The sequence below is a fragment of the Paraburkholderia sp. RL18-101-BIB-B genome (assembly GCF_046026985.1).
Classification (GTDB): Bacteria; Pseudomonadota; Gammaproteobacteria; order Burkholderiales; family Burkholderiaceae; genus Paraburkholderia.
Map to the genome: position 1 here is coordinate 209,622 of NZ_JARESV010000002.1, position 17,341 is coordinate 226,962.

The window sequence follows — 17,341 nt, forward strand, 5'->3', positions numbered from 1 at the left end:
GTGATGTGTTTGCGCTCGCCTTGCCTCATTTCGCCTTCTCATTTCATCGTGATGTCATCGATGTGGTCGCCACCGGGCGGCACGCTGATGAGCCACAAAAGAATCAAGGACAGGCCGCCGCCGAAGCTCCAGTTCAGCCAGTCCGCAGGCAGGATGAAAGGCATCATCAACTCCCCTTGTATTCAGCCGCGCTGGCGGGCGACATCACCGCCGGCTTTTTCTTGTCCGTCGCAGCCGGCGACGAAGCGCCGCCAGAAGACTTGTTCACTGGCGCGCCATCCAGAGAAATGGCGGACTTGGGCTGCTGCTTCGTGCCCGGCGGCGGCGCAGTCGGCGCCTGCCGGACCTGGGCCAGCAACTGCGTGCACGGCAACGGCTTGTTGTTGCTCGGCGCGAGCAGCGGAATCAGCGCCGCGAACGGATTGATCAAACCGAGGCCGACCGCCGCGCCGCCGCGCAACGCCAGCGCGGCCGCGTTCACGCCCACGTGCGGATCCTTGAAGGTGCCTTTCACATAGAGCGGCGAGCGCAGCGAGAACACCCTGAAACCCTTGGTATGCGGATGCACGCCGAGATCCAACGATTCGTCACGCATGTTCACGTTGCCGTCGATATCGATCACGGCGTCGTCCGTATCGAGCGCGAAGACGCGTGACTCGAGCACGCCGTTGGTCGCGACAAAATCGGCGGCCGCGCAGTTGATCTTCACGTCGCGATTACCGAACAGCTTTTCATACACCACGTTCGCCACGTTCAGCCCGGCCGCTTCCATCAGCAGGCGGCTCACCGTGCCGTCCGTCACCAGCGCCTTGACCTCGCCGTTCGACGATGCCGCGAGCGCCGCCGGCGAATTGCCCGTCGCGGTGAGCGCGGCGTCGCCGTTGATTTCACCGAGCGCGTTCTGCATCGTCTTGAAGTTCGGGAACAACTGCTTGAGCTTCAGATGCCGCGCCGACGTCGCGAAGCGTCCTTTGAGCGGTGTCGCGCTGCCGTCCAGATGAATGTCCGAAGCGAGCGTGCCGCCGGCCACGCCGAACTTCAACGGTTCCAGCGAGAGCACACCGTCGGTCATTACGACGTGCGTGTACAGATCCGTGATAGGCAGATTCACGTCCTTGACGATGCGCCGGCCAGTGAATTTCACGTCGGCGTCGATCGCCTTCCAGCGGTCGGTACGGAACTCCTCGACCGGCAACGCCTTGCTGGACGGCTGCGCCGTCGCATCACCGCGCTTCGCTTTGCTCGCGTTCGAATCCGCGCCGATCACCGGCGCCAGATCGGAGAACTGCAGCAAATGCGAAACCAGTTCGCCCTGCAACCGCGGACGCGGTTCACGCGCCGTATACGTCAACGAGCCGTTGATATCGCTGCCGCCGACCCGGCCTGTAAAATTTTCATACTTGAAGACGTTGCCGGTGGACTTAAACTGGCCGACGAGCCGCCCCTCGGTCGCATACGGCGGCGTGTCGGGCAAGGTCACGCCGGTCAGCGAATAGAGGCGCGCCATGCTGTTGCCCTGCAGCCAGAGGCGCAGATCGACCGCAGCAAGATGCGCGGGATCGGTGATCGTGCCGACGAGGCCGACATGCAGATCGCCTGCCTTCACATCGGCCTGCACCGGGAACGGCCGGTTCGCGTCCTGCAACGCCAGCACGCCGCCGACCTTACCGCTGCCCGACACCGGCGTCTTGTTGTAAGTCCCTTTGACGGTCCAGCCGATGGCGTACGGCGGAACCTCCTGCTTCGCGCCGGCCTGAGCTTGTGCCCCGCTCGCGCCCGAAGCCGATGCCGGCGCGGACGCCACGACTGCCCCGCTCGCGCCCGCGGCGACGGCCTGGCTGGCGCCCTTCGAGCCGCCCGCGACCAGCCCGCCCGAAGCGCCCGTCGCCGCCGTCGTACCGGACGCGGTGATATCCGTCGACGACGCGCCGGAGGCTGCCGCCGCGGACGCCGCCGCAGCCTCCGACGCCGCCTGCGCATTCGCCTGCTGCGTCAGCTTGTTGGCACCCGACTTGCCGATTGTCTGCGCCGAGGAACTGCGCGACGCCGCTTCCTGCTGCTTCATCGCTTCGCCGATCGGAATCGGCTGGCCGAGCGTGTCGATCGCCATCTGCAAATCGACCTTCTTCTGCTGATCGGACAGCGCGATATTGCCCTTCGCAAAAGCGATATCGTGCAGATCGAGCTTCCATTCGGAAGGCCCACTGGATGACGCCAGTTTGAAGGTCCAATTGTTGCGGCCGTCGAGCACGCGCTCCAGATCGACCGAAGGATTCACGAGGTTGATCGTGGGAATCACGATATCGTGCGCGAGCAGCGGCAGCACCTTGACCTGGAAGTCGATCTCGTCGAGCGTGGCGAACTGCGGCTGCTTGGTCCAGTCCGGATTGCCCACGGTGATATTGGCCGCCGAGAAACGCGGCCAGGGCACCCAGCCTCGCCAGCCGGTCTCGCCGACCGGATGCCGCCAGCCGACCTTCAGATCGCCGTTGATGGCGAATGGCCTGCCGATGGCTTGCGTGACCTTGTCGTTGATATAGGGTCTTGCCCGGTTCCAGTCGAAGGTCATGATGAAAATGGCCAGCGCGACAATCAGAATGACGATGATCGCCAGCAGCCATGCGATGATTTTTCCGATCCGCCTTCCGATCGTGCTCGACACTGCCATTGAGAAGCTCCGCTATTTTTTTCTACGTTGAGCACCGTTCAGCACGTTGCGTGCCCGGTCCGTGGGCGGCAAGCGCTATGCCTTTGCCGCTTTATCATGTTGCACACGCAGGTCGCAGCGAGCTTCGACCTTACGCATCCCCCATTACAAATTCACTCATGACCGATGTTCCCTTCGTCCTCGCCGACGGCATCGTCCGGCGCGATGCCGTGCGCGGCCAGACGCTACTGCAGCCGACCACCTTCGCGTTGCACGCGGGCGACCGCGTCGCCATCACCGGGCCGTCCGGCTCGGGCAAGAGCGTGTTCCTGCGCGCCCTTGCGCTGCTCGATCCGCTCGATGCGGGACGCATCATGTGGCATGGCGCGCCGGTGGAGCGCACCGCTATTCCGCGCTACCGGCGCAACGTCGCGTATATCCGGCAACGGCCCGCGCTGCTCGACGGCAGCGTCGAAGACAATCTGCGCTATCCGTTCGAGTTGCGCACGTATCACGACGTGCGTTTCGATCGCGCGCGCGCGGCGAGCCTCGCCGCTCAGGCCGGCCGCGGCGACGACTTTCTCGACAAGCGCTCGAGCGAGTTGTCCGGCGGCGAGGCGCAGATCGCCGCGCTGATTCGCGTGCTGCAACTCGCGCCCGAGGTTCTGTTGCTCGACGAACCCACCGCGTCGCTCGACCCGGAGTCGTCGCATGCGATCGAAGGTCTGGTGCACGCATGGTTCGACGCCGATCCCGGGCGTCATGCGTCGATCTGGGTGTCCCACGATCCGGCGCAAGCCACGCGCATGAGCGCGCGGCATCTGACCATGCGCGCCGGCGTGCTCGACGAGACCGCGCAGCGCGAGCTACCGCCCGCGCATCAGGATCACCAGGAGTTCGGCCAATGACATTGCAAAACCTGAGTCTGTGGGATGTCGCGATTGCGGCGCTGCTGATCGTCGTGAACGGTGCCGTGTCGGTGGCGCTCAAGCTCGATCTCGAGCGCAAGCTGGCGTGGGCCGCCGTGCGCACCGTCGTGCAGTTGCTGGCGATCGGCTACGTGCTCGGCTGGGTGTTCCGTTACGACCGCTGGTACGTGGTGCTGCCGCTGATGATCGTGATGACGCTGATCGCCGGCTTCGCGGGCGCGCAGCGCGGCAACCGCACGTATCGCGGACAACGCGCGGACAGTGTGCTGTCGATCTGGGTCAGTTCGTGGCTGGTGGCCGCGGTCGGGCTGTTCGTCGTGATCCGCATTCACCCGTGGTACGAGCCGCAGTATGCGATTCCGATTCTCGGCATGATCCTCGGCAATACGCTGACCGGCGTGTCGCTCGGCATCGAACGGATGACCGAGGAATTGACCGCTCGGCGCGACCGCGTCGACATGGCGCTCGCGCTAGGCGCGACACGCTGGGAAGCGGCGCAGGCGCCGGCGCGCCAAGCCGTGCGCGCGGGCATGATGCCGACGCTCAATCAGATGGCCGTGGTCGGCGTGGTGAGCCTGCCCGGCATGATGACCGGCCAGGTGCTGGCCGGGCAGTCGCCGTTGCAGGCGGTGCGCTATCAGATCGTGATCATGTTCCTGATCGCCGCGTCGTCGGCCCTGGGGACGGTGGGCGCGGTGCTGCTTACGTACCGGCGGCTCTTTTCGGCGGAGCACCGCTTTCTGTCGGCGCGGCTGGTCGAGCGGGCCGCGGCGCGGCGCTGAGCCGCGCTCCGACCCGCCGCTGTGCCCTCAATCACACGCCGGACTCAACGCTTCGCGCTGATCGCGACTTCCGTGCCGTCGCTGAGCGTGAGCGTTTTCGTGCTGCCATTGACCGGCATCGTGAATCGCACGATCTGACTGACGGTCACGTCGTTCGGACACTTGAGCGTTTTGCCGCCGCTCGTCACGGTTTTCACGCCCTTCGGCGTCTGCGCCTGGAAGCTCAATTGCACGGTCGCCGTGCCGTCGCCGCCGACGACCGGCGCGAACCGGATCTGCGTCTGCCTGATCATCGCGCCGTTGGTGTCGATCGGCAGCGACGCGTAGTTCGGGCACGCATCCGTCGCGGGAACCGGACCACCCGGAGGCACGGTCTTCCACGTGAAGTCGTCCGATTCGCCGGAGCGGATCGTGCGCGTTTCCTGCGAATTACCGAACTGTTTCGACGTGACGCGCACCGTGTAGCGGATCGGGCCGTCGAGGGCGGATTGGGACGTGACCGTGATCGGCGTGGCGGCGTGAGCCGCCGGCACGAGCATGCCGGGCGCGAGCGCGCATGCGAGAGAAGCAACAACTGAAACGGCGGAGAGTCTGAAGCTCATACTGTCACCTCGTTGTTGTGCCGCTGCGCGCCCGCTTCAGCGCTACTGCTCACGCACCGCCCGACTGGACGACGCCGGGCCGCGAGACACGCAACTGTTTTAGCATGATGCCCTGCCAGTCTAACGCCAAGCGACGCTGCGCGCGCTGCCCGCGAATCGGGTGTTAACCCGCTTGCGGCGACGCGTTTTCTGCGCGTGTGGCGGCTCAGGCGCACACACGCGCCCGCCGCGCCGCACTGCTGCAAATCGACACGCCGCCTCGCCCGATCGCACCGCTTGTTGCGCATCAAATGAACATGGCCGGCGCGCATTGCTGCGACGCCGGCCATGTTCGTTCAGGCCCGGTTCAGGCGAATTGCGGCTTACGCCTCGAATCCCGTCAGCACCAGTTTGCCGATCGCGCGCCCTTCTTCGAGCAGCTGATGCGCGCGGCGCAGATTCGCGGCGTTGATGGCGCCGACGTTCTGGCCGACGGTCGTGCACAGCGTGCCCGCGTCGACGAGACGCGCTACTTCGGTCAACAGCTTGTGCTGCTCGATCATGTCCGGCGTGCCGAACATCGAGCGCGTGAACATGAACTCCCAATGAAAGGCGGCGCTCTTCGCTTTCAACAATTCGACCGGCACCGGCTTGCTGTTTTCCACGATCGTGCAGATGCTGCCTTGCGGCTTGATCACCTCGGCCGCGGCCGGGAAGTTCTTGTCGGTGTCGTTGAACATCAGCACGTAATCGACCTGGTCGATGCCGAGCTTTTTCAATTGCGCGGGCATGTCGCCGAAATGATCGACGATGTGATCCGCGCCCAGTTCCGTGGCCCATTTGGCCGACTCGGGACGCGACGCGGTCGCGATCACCTTCAGCTTCGCGAGTTGCTTCGCGAGTTGAATGCCGATCGAGCCGACCCCGCCCGCGCCGCCGATGATCAGCACGGTGCGGCCTTCGTCCGCGCCTTGCGGCGACACGCCGAGACGGTCGAACAGGGCCTCCCAGGCGGTGATCGCGGTCAGCGGCAACGCGGCAGCGTGGCTGAAATCGAGCGACGCCGGCTTGCGCCCGACAATCCGCTCATCGACCAGGTGGAACTCGCTGTTGGCACCCGGCCGTGTGATGCTGCCCGCATAGAACACCGGATCGCCGACCTTGAACAGCGTGACGTCCGGTCCGACCGCGACTACCGTGCCGGCGGCGTCCCAGCCGAGGACGCGCGGCGTCTTTTCGACCGTGTCTTTCGGCGCGCGCACTTTGGTGTCGACCGGATTGACGGAAATCGCCTCGACCTTGACCAGCAGGTCACGACCGGTGGCTTCCGGTTTCGGGATTTCGACATCGACCAAGGCTTCGGCTTGATCGATCGGCAAATAGCGATAGAGACCGACGGCTTTCATACATGCTCCTGTTGGTTCAGACGAGGTTTGAAGGATCGCGGTTTTTGCGGGCGGTCTGTCGTGCCGTTTGCGCGTCATCGATCCCATTGGCGTCATCCTAAGGCGGTTCTTATTCTCTTAAAACCGTCATAATGGCTGAAACATCTTTTTGAATTCCAGAAGAATGAACCTTCCGGCCTCATCCACACGTACCTCGCCCGGAGAACGGGAGCGCCTCGATCTGCTCGACGTCGCCCTGTTCATGCGCGCCGCGCTGCTGGCCAACGTGTCGGCGGCCGGGCGCGAATTCGGGCTGTCGGCGGCGGTGGCCAGTTCCCGCATCGCGCAACTGGAAAAGCTGCTCGGCGCGCGCCTGTTGCACCGAACCACCCGCCGCATCAGCCTCACGCAGGACGGTGAAGTCTTCATGACGCGCGCCGAAGCCCTGCTCGACGCGGCCGCCGCCGCACGCGCCTCGGTGGGCCGGGCGCAGGCCGAGCCGCAGGGCCGCTTGCGGGTCTCGATGCCGTCGTCGTTCGGGCGGCAGCACGTGTCGCCGGTGATCAGCGAATTTCTGCGCCGCTATCCCGGCGTGAGCGTCGATTTGCGGCTCACCGATAAGTTGGTCGATCTCGTCGATGCGGGTATCGACGTGGCGATCCGCGTCGGCGTGCTGAAGGATTCGTCGCTGGTGGCGCGGCGCCTCGCGGTGAATCGGCGGGTGCTGTGCGCGGCGCCCGCTTATCTTGCCGGGCGCGGCACGCCGCATCATCCTTCGGACCTCGCGGAGCACGAGTGCATGATTCTGTCGGACCAGCGCGACTGGGCCTTCGTGACGCCCGCCGGAGCGCTCGAGGTGCGCGTGAGCGGGCGCCTCGTCACCGACAACGGCGAAGTGATCCGCGACGCCCTGCTGGCCGGTTTCGGCATCGCGCTGAAATCGACCTGGGACGTCGCGCCTTATTTGCGCAGCGGCGAACTGGTCAGCGTGCTGGACAGCTATCCGCTCGCCGAGAACGTGGCAATCTGGGCGGTGTACCCGAGCCGTTCGTTCGTGCCGCCGAAGACGCTCGCCTTGATCGAATTCCTGGCGGCGCACTTCGGCGATCCGCCTTACTGGGACAGAGAGCCGGGCTGAGACAGATGCGCCGGCGACGGTGCCCGAATCGATACGTCATTAATGCTTGCCGCGTGCGCCGCCGGCGCCTTTGCCGTCGGAGTTGACGTCGGTGTGCGCGTCGTTCTGCGTCTTTTGCTGATACTCGTCGCCGCCGCGGCGGTCGGTATCTTTCAGCCCGCGTTCGAGATCGCGATGCGCCTGCTTGCCGATATGGCGCGGACCGTCCTCGTGCTGCGATTCGGGATCCTGATCGGCTTCATGCGGCAGCGGCGCGGCAGCTTCCTGCATCGATTTGGGTTGCTTCTTGGCATGCGGGTCTGCCTGCTTGTCGCCGTCGGACGATTGCGGTGAGGTCTTCATGGTCTTGCTCCTTGTCGTTCTGAATCGGGTCCGTCGAAGCGCTTACTCTGCGTCATCCAGACGCTTCTTCATGGCTGCGGTGATGCGCTGACGCGTCTTCGTATAGTCCGCCCACGGGTCGCTTTTGAGGTCGGCGAGGCGCTCATGCAAATTCTCGATGGTCCATTGATCGCCGCCCGTGGTGCTGGCGACTTCATCCCACGAAAGCGGCACCGATACGCCCAGGCCCGGACGCGCCCGCGCCGAGAAGGCGGCGACCGTGCTGGAGCCGCGGTTGTTGCGCAAATAGTCCACGAAGATTTTCTGCTTGCGATTCTGCGCGCCCATCTTCGCGCTGAAGTACTTGGGCAGCGTCGCCGCCATGTGTTGCGCGACGGCTTGCGAGAAGTCCTTCACTTCGTCCCAACCGGCCTGTTTCGCGAGCGGCACGACCACGTGGAAGCCCTTGCCGCCGCTCGTCTTGCAGAACGACTTGAGGCCGAGTTCTTCGAGTAGCGAACGCGTCAGTTGCGCGGCTTCGATCATGCGCTCCCAACCCAGCGACGCGTCGGGATCGAGGTCGAACACCACGCGGTCCGGCTTTTCGATATTCGACACGACGGCATTCCACGTGTGAAATTCGACGGTGCCCATCTGCGCCGCGCCGACCAGCGCCTTGAGCGTATCGACGGTGATCAGCGCCGGATGGCCCGGATCGAGGCCAGGATGCTGCGTGACATTCGGAATCGACAGCTTCTGGCTATGCTTCTGGAAAAACAGCTCGCCGCCGATGTCCTCGGGCGCACGCACCAGCGACACCGGGCGATCTTGCAGATGCGGCAGCATCCAGTCGGCGACCGATTCGTAGTACTGCACGAGATCGATCTTGCGCGCGCCGCTGCTTTTGTCGATGACGCGATCGGGATGCGAGATGCGGACGCCGGCGACTTCGGCGGGAGCGGACGCGGTGCTTGAATTTGTCGCTGCGCCTTTGGTCGCTTTGGCTCTAGTGGCCGAGGCTTTCGTTGCACTCAGCTTCGCGCCACCTGTCTCCACGCCGCGGCTCTTCATGCCGACGTCTTTCGCGCCCGCCGTTTTTGCCTCGGCCTTCGAACTCGCCGCGGCGGTTTTCCCCTCGCCGGATGCGGCCGCAGTACTGACGGAAGTTTTCCGCGCCACACGTTTCTTCGGCGCTTCGTCGAACCCAGAATCGGTTTGCTGTTGCACGTCGGCTCCTTGGCGAGGTGTTTCCTTGACGATCTGGCGCGCCGGCTTGTCGTTGCGCAGACTCACGAACGACGCCTGACGCACGATGCCCTCGCTCGTCCATTCCGCGAAATTGCATTCGGCGACGAGCACCGGTTCGACCCAATGCACCGGCGTGCGACTACGCTCGCGCGGCGCGGCGGCAAACGGCATGCGCTGGGTCGCGTGCGCGTCGAGTTCTTTCTTGACCGAGCGCAGTAACGCCGCGTCGAAGCCGGTGCCGACGCGGCCCGCATACTGCAATTTGCCTTTGCCGTCGTAGACGCCGAGCAGCAGCGCGCCGAACGCCGCGCGGCTGCCGGACGGTTCCGAATAGCCGCCGATCACGAACTCCTGGCGTCGGCGGCATTTCAGCTTGATCCACGTCGACGAACGACCCGATAGATAGCCGCTGTCGCGCCGTTTGCCGATGATGCCTTCCAGCGCCATATCGCACGCGCTCCTCAACAGATCTTCCGCGCTGAAGTCGAAATTGTTCGAGAAGCGCAGGACGCTGTCGTCGACCTCTTCCATCAAGGCGCGCAGAATCGCGCGGCGCTGTTCGAGCGGCACGCCGCGCAAGTCGTAGCCGTTCAGGAACGGTATGTCGAACAGGTAGACGATGATGTCTTGCGGACGGTTCGCATCGAAGGCGTTTTGCAGCCCCTGAAAATTCGGCACGCCGTTCTGGTCCAGCACCACCGCTTCGCCGTCGAGCCATGCGCTTTCGATGCCGAGTTGTTCGAACGCCTTGACCTGTTTGCTGAATTTCGCGGTCCAGTCGTTGCCCGCGCGAGTGAATACTTTAACTGCGCTTCCCTTGGTGTCCCGATCGATTCGGGCCAGCACTCGGTAGCCGTCGAACTTGATTTCGTACGACCATTCATCGCCGGGAGGCGCGGCGTCGACAAGCGTCGCCAGTTGCGGTTTGAACGTCGCGGGCAAGCGCGCTTTCACCGCGCCCTCGATCGAGGGCGAGGCGGCTAGTTCGCGCAGCGACTGCGCGTTGCGCGTCGCTACGATGTCGGGTCGCTTGGGATCGGCGCGGCTCGATGACGCGGCTTTCGCGCTGTTCTTGCCGGCCCGTTTTGCGGCTGGCTTCGCATCGGAAGCCCCAGCAGTCGCTATTGCGGCTGCTGCGGCTTTGCCAGTGCCCTTGGTTGCCGCTGTCCGCGTCGTTTTCGTGTCTTTACCCGCCGAGGCGCCGACGCTGAGCACGCTGCCCGGACGCTTCTTCAGAATGTCGTAGTCGCTCTCATCACGCGCTTCATCGTCGCGTTCCTTGATCAGCAGCCACTGCTCCTTGTCGCCGCTGCCGCGCATATGGCTGCGCACCAGTGTCCAGCCGCCTTGCAGCTTCTCGCCATGCAGCCGGAACTTGAGTTTGCCGGCCGCGTATGATCGCGCCGCTTCCGCCGCGCCGCCGACCGGTTCCCAGGTGCCGCGATCCCACACGATCACGCTGCCTGCTCCGTAGTTGCCAGCTGGGATTTCGCCTTCGAACGAACCGTATTCAACCGGATGGTCTTCGACATGCACCGCAAGCCTTTTTACCGACGGATCGAGGCTCGGCCCTTTCGGCACCGCCCATGAGAGAAGCGTGCCGTTCAGTTCGAGCCGGAAGTCGTAGTGTAAGCGCCGCGCGTCATGCTCCTGAATCACGTAGGAGAGCGCTTCGTCGGCTGCCTGTCTTGTCGTTTTCCGGGCGCCTTGCTTGCGACTCGCACGCGCGCCCGATGGCTCCGGCGTTTCGTCGAAACGGCGCTTGCGGTTGTAGAGGTCGAGTCTGTCGTTCATGGCGATGACTTCGTCGTGAGTGGCTCAGCGCGACGTTGACGATCAGGCCGCTGCCCGACGTTTGCGGGCCGCTGGCGTGGCTGCCGCCTTGGCAGCTGCGCGACCGCCGGTGCCGCTGCCGCGGGTGGTGGTCTTGCTTGCCGTGCGCGTCGTGCGCGGTTTCTTGCGGGCCGGAGCCTCTGCTTCGGCATCAGAGTCGTCCTCATCGCCGTCCTCGTCCGCGGCGCGCTTGCGGCCGCCCGCCGCCGGCTTGCTCTTGCCGCGTCCAAGGCTGCGCTTGAGCAAGTCGGACAGATCGAGAATGTCGGCGGATTGACGCGACTCGTGCGGCGCTTCGACTTCGGTGATTTCCTCGGTCTTGCCCGCGCGAATCTTGCGATCGACCAGCGCCATGATGTCGTCGCGGAAGGTATCGTGATACTGCGACGGATCCCACTTGTCGCTCATGTCGTCGATCAGCTTCTTCGCCATGTCGAGCTCGCGCGCGGACACGCCTGCGGCTTTGACACCGTCGGCCGGCAGCTTGAAATCGTCGAAATCGCGCACCTCCGCGGCCCAGCGCAGCGTGTTCAAGGCTAGCACCGGACCGACCGGAATCAGCGCCGCCAAATGCTGCTTGTTGTGCAGCACGACGCTCGCCACGCCGATCTTGCCCGACGCCTTCATGGCTTCGCGCAGCAACGCGTAGACCTTTTCACCCTTGCGGTCGGGCGTGAGGAAATAAGGCGTGTCGAGATAGAGAAACGAGATGTCGGGGGCGTCGACGAACGCGAGAATATCGACCGTTTGCGTCGACTCGGGGTTCGCCGAGCGGATCTCGTCGTCCGAGAGCACGACGTACTTGTCCTTCTCGTACTCGAAGCCGCGCACGATGTTCTCGCGCGTCACATCCTTGCCGGTGCGCTTGTTGATCTGCTTGTAGCCGATCGGATCGATCGTGCGCTTATCCAGCAGATTGAAGCCGACTTTCTCCGACTGCGTCGCCGGATACAACTGCACCGGTACGTGGACGAGGCCGAAGCTGATTGCGCCCTTCCAGATCATGTGTGCCATCGTGCGCTCCCCTAGGCCTAAGACCTGACGTCAAGCAGCAAGCGTGCCACCGCTTGTTAGCCATAGCCGGCGCGCGCCGCCATTTGACGGCCTCATACACAGGCTGTAAGTCTTGCGTCAGGCCTGCAAAAGCTACGCCGTGCGCTACGTCGTTTGGGATCCCGCCGGTTCGAGTTCGAGCGGCACCGCGGCGAAGCCGCGAAACCGCACGCGCCCGCCGCGCGTGGGCTCGCCATCCAGGCGATAGGCCGGAAAGCGCTCGACGAAACGGCCGATCGCGATGCGTGCCTCGAGCCGCGCGAGCGACAACCCGGCGCACTGGTGGATGCCAAAACCGAATGCAAGGTGCCGGTTCGGATCGCGGCGAATGTCGAAGCGGTCCGGATCCGCGAACTGCTCCGGGTCGCGATTGGCCGCGCCGATGCACAGCGTGACCGGCGTGCCGCGCGCCACCGCGACACCGCCGATCTCGGTGTCGACGGTCGCCATGCGGTTGCCCAGCTGATTCGAACTCTCGAAACGCAGACACTCCTCCACCGCCGATCCGATCAACGACGGCTCGCGCAGCAGCGACGCGCGCTGCTCGGGCCATTGCGCCAGCGTGACGAGACCGTTGCCGATCAGATTGGTGGTCGTCTCATGACCGGCGTTCAGAATGAAAATGCAGTTTTGCAGCAACTCCGCTTCGGACAATTGCTCGCCGCCCTCTTCGCCCTGAATCAGACGCGTCAGCACGTCATGCTGCGGGTCGCCCGGCTCGCGCCGGCGTCGCGCGACCAGACCGCGCAAATAGTCGACGAATTCGCTCACCGCGCGATTGCCGCGTTCGAGCTGCGCCTCGGTGAGCGACGGCTCGAGCGCGCCGAGAATCGCGAGCGACCAGTCACGCAGCGGCTCGCGTTCCGCGTGCGGCACATCCAGCAGATTACCGATGATCTCGACCGGAATCGCCGACGCGAACTCGCCGATCAGATCGATCCGGCCGCGTTCGGCGGCGGCATCGAGCAAGCCGTCGACGAGGCGCACCAGTCCCGGCTCCATGGCCGCGATGGCGCGCGCCGTCAGCGCCCCGGCGATCAGCTTGCGCACTCGCGTATGGCGTGGCGGGTCGTTGAAGACGAGACTCGTCGTGTGATGCGCGTAGAGCGGCGAGTCGCCGTACTTCGGCTTGAATTCGACGGTCTTGTCGGAGCTGAAGGTTTTCGGGTCGCGATAGACCGCCTGCACGTCGCGAAATCGCGTCAGAAACAGCGAACCGTCCGGCATGCGCTTGACCGGCTCGTGAGCGCGCAGCGCGTGGTAGACCGGATACGGATCGGCATAGAAAGCGGGATTGAGGTGGCGCAGATCGAAGTCGCGCGCAAGAGTGGATGCGTCGCTGGCGGTCGCCGGGGGCATGCGTTGTCTCCGTAGTGATCCGCCTCGTCATGGGTGCCGGTGTGAGTGCATAGCGACGTTGCGCACCACGTGTGGTGGCGCGGCCGCCGGCCGGTGCACTTACTGGCTGCGAGGCGTTGTTTGTTCGAAGCGCCAGTATGGACCGCGCGCCGCAGGTTTGCACGGCTCGGCGTGCCCGGTGGATTGCAAGAGGTGCAGCGCGACGCAACGTCCCAAGCGGATTGCAACAGGTGCGGCTCAGCGCTCCATGCCGATCGCAAGAGGCGTGGCCAACTGGCGAACCGTTACAATAGCGGGATTTTCCGCGCGCGCCGCGCGTCCGTCCTTTTCCGCGTTACTGCGTCGTCGTCCATGAACCTCGTCATTCAAAGCTCCGCGCCCCTTTCCGCCGATCATCACAAAGCGCTCGTCGCGCTCGCGCGCGGTTCGCACGCCAGCGTCATCGACGCGAACGCGATTCGCATCGCCGATGCAAATGTCGCCCAGCGCGCCGACCTCGACGTGTATTGCGGCACCCATCAACTGGACTATGCGTTCGTCGAAGCTGGCCGCCAGTTGCGCGACTTCGGGCTGGTCGCGATGGACATGGATTCGACGCTGATTACGATCGAATGTATCGACGAGATCGCCGACTTCTGCGGGCTGAAAGCGGAAGTGGCCGCGATCACCGAGGCCTCGATGCGCGGCGAAATCAAGGACTTCAACGAAAGCCTGACGCGTCGCGTGGCGCTGCTCGAAGGCCTCGACGCAAGCGCGCTCGAACGTGTGTACGAAGAGCGGCTGCAACTCTCACCGGGCGCCGAGCAGATGCTGGCTGGTGCGAAGGCCGCTGGGTTGAAAACGCTGCTCGTGTCGGGCGGATTCAACTTCTTCACCGAAAAGCTGAAGGCACGTCTCGGCCTGGATTTCACGCGCGCGAATACGCTTGAAATCGTGGACGGCAAGCTGACCGGCAAGGTAATCGGTGAGATCGTCAATGCCGATGTCAAAGCACACACACTGCGCGAAACATGCGCGCAATTGGGCATTGAACCGAGCCGGGCGATCGCCATGGGCGATGGCTCGAACGATCTGAAGATGATGGCCGAGGCCGGGCTCTCCGTTGCGTTCCGTGCGAAGCCGGTGGTGCGCGAAGCGGCCAGCGTGGCGTTCAACCATGTCGGGCTGGACGGGCTGCTGCGCCTGTTCTGACATTGGTTCGATGCGCTGGCAGATGCAATGACGGCCAGCGCTGGCAGTGGCTCTATTTTTTCAGAATGTCCGTTGTGAGTACCACGATCATGCTGATCGCATCAAGGCTCACGATGATCGCGGTCCACATCAAAAAGCGTGGGTAGATTTCCTCTGAGACTAGCCACAACGAGAATTTTTTCATGATTGCCTCCTTGAGAGGACCAGTATAAATGCTGCACTATCTGAAAAATCTAAATCAGCAGTACATGTAGGAATGCAAAGAAAGCTGCGGCAGCGAGCGTGAAGAAAATTGACAGGGCTATTTCCGTTGGCGAAAAGCTTCCATTTGCAAGTGATCTGTTCCGCTGCGCCGCCGTCGCCCTTGCCCGTCCGGAATGTGGATTGACCAGCGCCGACATCACGAGGCCGGAACGGGCAAATGCCATCACACACAGCCCAACCGCACAGTACGCCAGAACCGACGCCTCGCCACGGCCCCGCTCCAGCGCCGTCACCACCTCATAAAGCGCCGACGCAAACAGCCCGATCGCACACCAGAACAGTTGGCCGTCTTTCACGGGTCCGGCGATCAATGTCTTCGCGACGCGCCAACCGTGCGCGGGTGCGACAAGCGCAAGCGTAAAGATCGGGCCGATGATCGGCACGCCGAGATTCAGCAACATCCAGAAGAAGAAATTCATCGAAGCTCACCATAGTGCGGCAACCGTTAGTCGGGATGCAAGCCATCGTAGCGTCGAGATTTCACGCTGAACATTCAGCCGAATGGTTAGGCTTACTGGCTACCTTGACACACACTGTTGACAAGAAAAAAGCCCACCGGGAACACGTCCCGATGGGCCTGCTTGTCCTACGGAAAAACGTCGCTCGGACGTTTAACCCAGTGTCGCCAGAGACTGCTCCATATCCGCACGCAAGTCCGCCTCGGCTTCGAGCCCGATATAGAACCGCACCAACGTCCCGCGATGCGGCCACTGCCCCGCCGTGCGCATCGACGCGACGTTGTACGGCATCACGAGGCTGTGCGCCCCGCCCCAGCTCCAGCCGAGCGAGAACAGTTCGAGCGACTCGCAGAACGTGTCGATTTGCGCCGGGCTGTAGCGGCCGTCGAACACGACCGAAAAGAGCCCGCCCGCGCCCGTGAAGTCGCGTTTGTAAAACTCGTGGCCCGGACAATCGGATAGCGCCGGGTGCAACACCGCTGAAATTTCCGGCCGCGTCTTCAGCCATTTCGCCAAGCCGAGCGCCGCGCGATCATGCTGCTCGAAGCGCAATTGCATGGTCGGCAGGCTGCGCAGAATCAGCGAGCAGTCATCCGATGAGACGCCGATGCCCATGCGCATGCGCGCCGCTTTCAGCTTCAGATGCAGCTCGCGATCGACGGTGATGGTCGCGCCCATCAGCACGTCGCCGCCGCCCGATTGATACTTGGTGAGCGCCTGCACCGAGATATCGACGCCGTGATCGAACGGCCGGAAACCCAGCCCCGCCGACCACGTGTTGTCGATCGCCGTGACGACGTTGCGCGCGCGCGCCGCCGCGGTGATGGCGGGCACGTCGGCCACTTCCATCGTCACCGAGCCGGGTGCTTCGAGCCAGATCAGGCGCGTGTTCGGCTGGATCAGATCGGCGATGCCCGCGCCGATCATCGGATCGTAGTAGCGCACGGTGATGCCGAAATCGCGCGCCAGCCAGTCGCCGTGATCGCGGTTCGGCGAGTAGACGTTATCGGGAATCAGCACGTCGTCGCCGGCTTTGACGAGGCCGAAATACACGTTCGAAATCGACGACAGCCCCGACGGCTGCAGCAACGCGTGGTTGCCGCCTTCGATGGTGGCAAGGCGTTGCGCCAGCGCGAGCGAAGTCGGCGTGGCATGCAGCCCGTAGCGCCATTGCGCGTCGTTTTTCCAGTCGAGCGCGCGCATGGTCGCGAGATCGGGGAACACGACCGTCGATGCCCGCGTGACCGGCATCGAGAACGACTCGAAGCCCGGCGTGAGCTGGTCCTCGGCACGCACGATGCGGGTTTGCAGACCGCGTTGGAGTTTGGATTGGGTCATGGTGAGTTTCGTTGAGAAGCAGACGGAAACGGAGGCACGCGGTTTCAGGGCGCGCGCCGCACACGCAAGAGTAGACGAGCCGGCGGGATTTCGCTTGAGAGACAACGCGCGAGTTGTCGGGCGCCGCGCGGCTGCGGGTTCACTCGCCGGTTTGCAAGTTGCTGACGCCGCCCACGGCGTGGCCGCCGGTAGCGGCGGCGCTTGAAGCCGGCACCGTGGCAGCGCCCGCGGAAGGCTGCGGCGCAGCCTTGTTCGCGGCGCTCGCCGGCGCGCCGGCAGGCGGCACCGCCTGCCCCGCTGCCAGCGGTTTCAGGTCGAACGGCTGCGGGTCGGAATCGTCGACGTTCATGCGGTCGCCCGCCACCGAGCCGTCCGCCGCGAACTTGCCGACCCAGTTGCCGGTGATATGCGTGCCGTCGTTCGATTCCTCGGCTTCGAGCGTGTCGCCGTCGCGGTCGCCCGCGATCAGGATCACCGCGCCGGTATCCGTGAACTGATACTCGCCGTGGACGCCGGATGGGTCGTCGCTTTTCGGGCCGAGCTTCAGCACGATCTGGCGCGACCCCAGCATACCGGCGTAGCGCGGGAACTTCGCGAATTCAGGGCTTGGCTTGAGCGGCAACTGGATCGGCGGGGGCGCCGCCAACTCCTTCACCGCGTCGCTTTCCGCCCATGCCTGCGCGGGCAGCATTGCCGCTGCGCCGGCACACAGCAATGCGGCGACGTTCGTCACTACCCAGCCGCGCCGGCGCACCGCACCCTTCATCGCTTTCAATTCCCGCATCCCTTCCTTCCTCATTGCTCGATACCGCTT

General features: G+C 64.3%; 16 protein-coding genes. 4 read left to right on the plus strand and 12 right to left on the minus strand.

Annotated elements, in window-relative coordinates; all coding sequences use genetic code 11:
- Nucleotides 1-38: 38 nt before the first annotated feature.
- Nucleotides 39-167 carry a hypothetical protein gene (locus P0D73_RS03915; RefSeq protein ID WP_279388571.1) on the minus strand — a complete coding sequence of 43 codons (129 nt, stop codon included), beginning with the start codon at nt 165-167 and terminating at the stop codon, nt 39-41.
- Nucleotides 167-2,668, minus strand: a complete 2,502-nt coding sequence (locus P0D73_RS03920) for an AsmA family protein (RefSeq protein ID WP_408429854.1) — start codon at nt 2,666-2,668, stop codon at nt 167-169. Before P0D73_RS03920 ends, P0D73_RS03915 begins: the two co-directional genes overlap by 1 nt.
- A gap of 158 nt (nt 2,669-2,826) precedes the next feature.
- Between P0D73_RS03920 and P0D73_RS03925 the strand changes: the two genes are divergently transcribed.
- Together P0D73_RS03925 and P0D73_RS03930 are read left to right on the plus strand one after the other, a co-directional pair.
- Nucleotides 2,827-3,555 carry an ABC transporter ATP-binding protein gene (locus tag P0D73_RS03925; RefSeq protein ID WP_408429857.1) on the plus strand — a complete coding sequence of 243 codons (729 nt, stop codon included), beginning with the start codon at nt 2,827-2,829 and terminating at the stop codon, nt 3,553-3,555.
- On the plus strand, nt 3,552-4,358 hold the full coding sequence (locus tag P0D73_RS03930) for an ABC transporter permease (RefSeq protein ID WP_408286736.1): 807 nt from the start codon (nt 3,552-3,554) through the stop codon (nt 4,356-4,358). The genes P0D73_RS03925 and P0D73_RS03930 overlap by 4 nt, the downstream gene beginning before the upstream one ends.
- Nucleotides 4,359-4,402: 44 nt before the next feature.
- On the opposite strand, the gene P0D73_RS03935 is transcribed toward P0D73_RS03930, so the two are convergent.
- Both P0D73_RS03935 and P0D73_RS03940 read right to left on the minus strand, forming a co-directional pair.
- The gene (locus tag P0D73_RS03935; protein WP_132374746.1) at nt 4,403-4,960 is read right to left on the minus strand and encodes a DUF6013 family protein; all 558 of its coding nucleotides are present in this window, start codon (nt 4,958-4,960) and stop codon (nt 4,403-4,405) included.
- A 362-nt stretch (nt 4,961-5,322) separates the two neighbouring features.
- Entirely contained in the window at nt 5,323-6,345 is a 1,023-nt protein-coding gene (locus tag P0D73_RS03940; protein WP_408175535.1) for a zinc-binding alcohol dehydrogenase family protein, read from the minus strand.
- A 163-nt stretch (nt 6,346-6,508) separates the two neighbouring features.
- Between P0D73_RS03940 and P0D73_RS03945 the strand changes: the two genes are divergently transcribed.
- Nucleotides 6,509-7,462, plus strand: a complete 954-nt coding sequence (locus tag P0D73_RS03945; RefSeq protein WP_408175537.1) for a LysR family transcriptional regulator — start codon at nt 6,509-6,511, stop codon at nt 7,460-7,462.
- Between the two features lie 39 nt (nt 7,463-7,501).
- On the opposite strand, the gene P0D73_RS03950 is transcribed toward P0D73_RS03945, so the two are convergent.
- From P0D73_RS03950 to P0D73_RS03965, 4 genes are all read right to left on the minus strand, one after another.
- Nucleotides 7,502-7,804 (minus strand): hypothetical protein, encoded by a 303-nt coding sequence (locus tag P0D73_RS03950; RefSeq protein ID WP_408175538.1) that lies wholly within the window; start codon nt 7,802-7,804, stop codon nt 7,502-7,504.
- 42 nt (nt 7,805-7,846) lie between these two features.
- Entirely contained in the window at nt 7,847-10,825 is a 2,979-nt protein-coding gene (gene ligD / locus P0D73_RS03955) for a DNA ligase D (protein ID WP_408429860.1), read from the minus strand.
- 42 nt (nt 10,826-10,867) lie between these two features.
- Nucleotides 10,868-11,878 carry a non-homologous end joining protein Ku gene (gene ku, locus P0D73_RS03960; protein WP_408429863.1) on the minus strand — a complete coding sequence of 337 codons (1,011 nt, stop codon included), beginning with the start codon at nt 11,876-11,878 and terminating at the stop codon, nt 10,868-10,870.
- A gap of 144 nt (nt 11,879-12,022) precedes the next feature.
- Entirely contained in the window at nt 12,023-13,276 is a 1,254-nt protein-coding gene (locus tag P0D73_RS03965) for a cytochrome P450 (RefSeq protein WP_408429866.1), read from the minus strand.
- 351 nt (nt 13,277-13,627) lie between these two features.
- Here P0D73_RS03965 and serB point away from each other — a divergent pair, with 351 nt between their 5' ends.
- Entirely contained in the window at nt 13,628-14,467 is an 840-nt protein-coding gene (gene serB, locus P0D73_RS03970; RefSeq protein WP_408429869.1) for a phosphoserine phosphatase SerB, read from the plus strand.
- A gap of 52 nt (nt 14,468-14,519) precedes the next feature.
- On the opposite strand, the gene P0D73_RS03975 is transcribed toward serB, so the two are convergent.
- The 4 genes from P0D73_RS03975 to P0D73_RS03990 all read right to left on the minus strand — a co-directional run bounded on the left by P0D73_RS03975 (nt 14,520) and on the right by P0D73_RS03990 (nt 17,311).
- Complete coding sequence (locus P0D73_RS03975; RefSeq protein WP_408175545.1) at nt 14,520-14,651, minus strand: hypothetical protein; 132 nt, start codon at nt 14,649-14,651, stop codon at nt 14,520-14,522.
- Nucleotides 14,652-14,700: 49 nt separating this feature from the next.
- Nucleotides 14,701-15,150, minus strand: a complete 450-nt coding sequence (locus P0D73_RS03980) for a hypothetical protein (RefSeq protein ID WP_408429872.1) — start codon at nt 15,148-15,150, stop codon at nt 14,701-14,703.
- Between the two features lie 192 nt (nt 15,151-15,342).
- A complete protein-coding gene (locus P0D73_RS03985; RefSeq protein WP_408175549.1) occupies nt 15,343-16,527 on the minus strand; it encodes a cystathionine beta-lyase in 1,185 nt (394 codons plus the stop codon).
- A 139-nt stretch (nt 16,528-16,666) separates the two neighbouring features.
- Entirely contained in the window at nt 16,667-17,311 is a 645-nt protein-coding gene (locus P0D73_RS03990) for a hypothetical protein (RefSeq protein WP_408429875.1), read from the minus strand.
- Nucleotides 17,312-17,341 lie beyond the last annotated feature (30 nt).